Origin of the sequence: Massilia sp. Root335 (genome assembly GCF_001425685.1) — a bacterium.
GTDB classification, from domain to species: domain Bacteria; phylum Pseudomonadota; class Gammaproteobacteria; order Burkholderiales; family Burkholderiaceae_D; genus Telluria; species Telluria luteola.
Window position 1 is genome coordinate 1 of the sequence record NZ_LMCY01000056.1, and the last position, 1431, is coordinate 1431.

Sequence of the window (1431 nt, forward strand, 5' to 3'; positions counted from 1 at the left end):
CATCAAGGCGCAAGCCCGCGATGGCGAGGGCGCGATAGCCGCCACCGCTTATTGCGCCAGCCCCCGCACCGAGACGGCGTATTGCGCGAGCCCCCGCATCGAAGCGCATGCCGAGGCGCAGATGCACTGACCGCGCTGACTGCGCCGAACGCCTGCGGCCGCCCCGCCGCAACACCTGCCTCCCGCTCGTTCCCACCCCGGTAAAAACCCGCTTCGGCTTCCGAAGCGGGCTTTTCCGTTGATCTCTTCCATTTTCGAGTCACCAGGCTCACACGGTACTCGACATGAGTGTTTCAACAAATTAACATTGCCTATCCGGCGACGCCGGAACAATTCCTTGGGAAACGAATTTTCATGGCGACGACGCTGAGAGACACATTTTCTGTCACCCGGTTCTCGTTCTGGGCTGGTGCACTGCTGTCGTCGCTGGTCGGCGGGCTGCTGTACATGTTCACGGCGCGTTCGATCGAGAGCGATGCCGAGGCACGCTTCATCAGCCATGCCAAGCATGCACAAAGCGTGATCAATGTTCGGGTGAAATCGTACACGGACCTGTTGCGCTCCACAGCCAGCATGATCGAAAGTTCTGATGTGCTGACGCACCAGAACTTCCATGAATTCGTGCTTGGACTGGACCTGGCCAGGAACTTCCCGGCGGTGGACTACATCAATTACGCAATCCAGGTCCCTCGAGAGGGGCGCAAAGCGTTCGCCGACGAATTGAGCGCGACCGTGTCCCGCATCTTCGACAAGCAGGTCGACCTGGACATCACGCCGCCGGGAATCCGGCCATCCTACCTGGTCGTCGCCTTCATCGAACCCGCCCCGCCGGGTGCGCAATATTATGGCATCGACCTGATGGCAAACCGTTACTTCGGGAACCAGCTGCTCGGCGAGCGCGACAGTGGCCTGATTTTTTCGACGGGTACGCCGATTCCCATGTTGTCGAGCCCGAACAATATCTATGTCGGCATGCGCATGCCGGTCTACCGCAAACGCCTGCCGCTCAACACGGTCGACGAGCGTCGTCGCGCCTACACGGGCTCCCTGGGCATCGCATTCAGCATTCGCAAGCTGCTGCATGGCGTGATGGACGAGGTTCCGGTCAAGAGCCTGCGCATGACACTGTACGACGTCGGGAGCGGTATCGACAGGAGCGGCCAGGTTACCCGCGGCAAGGCGCTCGCGCTGTTCGACAGTCACGGCACCGCGGATGAGCCTACGCCGTCGCTCGACGTTGGCGACGAGGTCTTCTCGACGACTCTGCCGCTCGATTTCAACGGCCGTCCCTGGAAAACGACCTTCAGTGCACCCAAGGCGTCCCTGTACACGGAGTTCGACGACTATTACCCGAAGCTGATGATGGCGTTCGGCTTCCTCGGCTCCATCCTGCTGTACGCCCTGCTGCACACGCTGACCTCGTCGCGGCGC

At 61.1% G+C, this 1431-nt stretch carries 1 protein-coding gene; it reads left to right on the forward strand.

Features of this window, described 5'->3' with window-relative positions:
- Window positions 1-354: 354 nt before the first annotated feature.
- On the forward strand, window positions 355-1431 hold a 1077-nt coding region (locus tag ASC93_RS27300), incomplete at its 3' end, for a CHASE domain-containing protein (protein WP_200958411.1).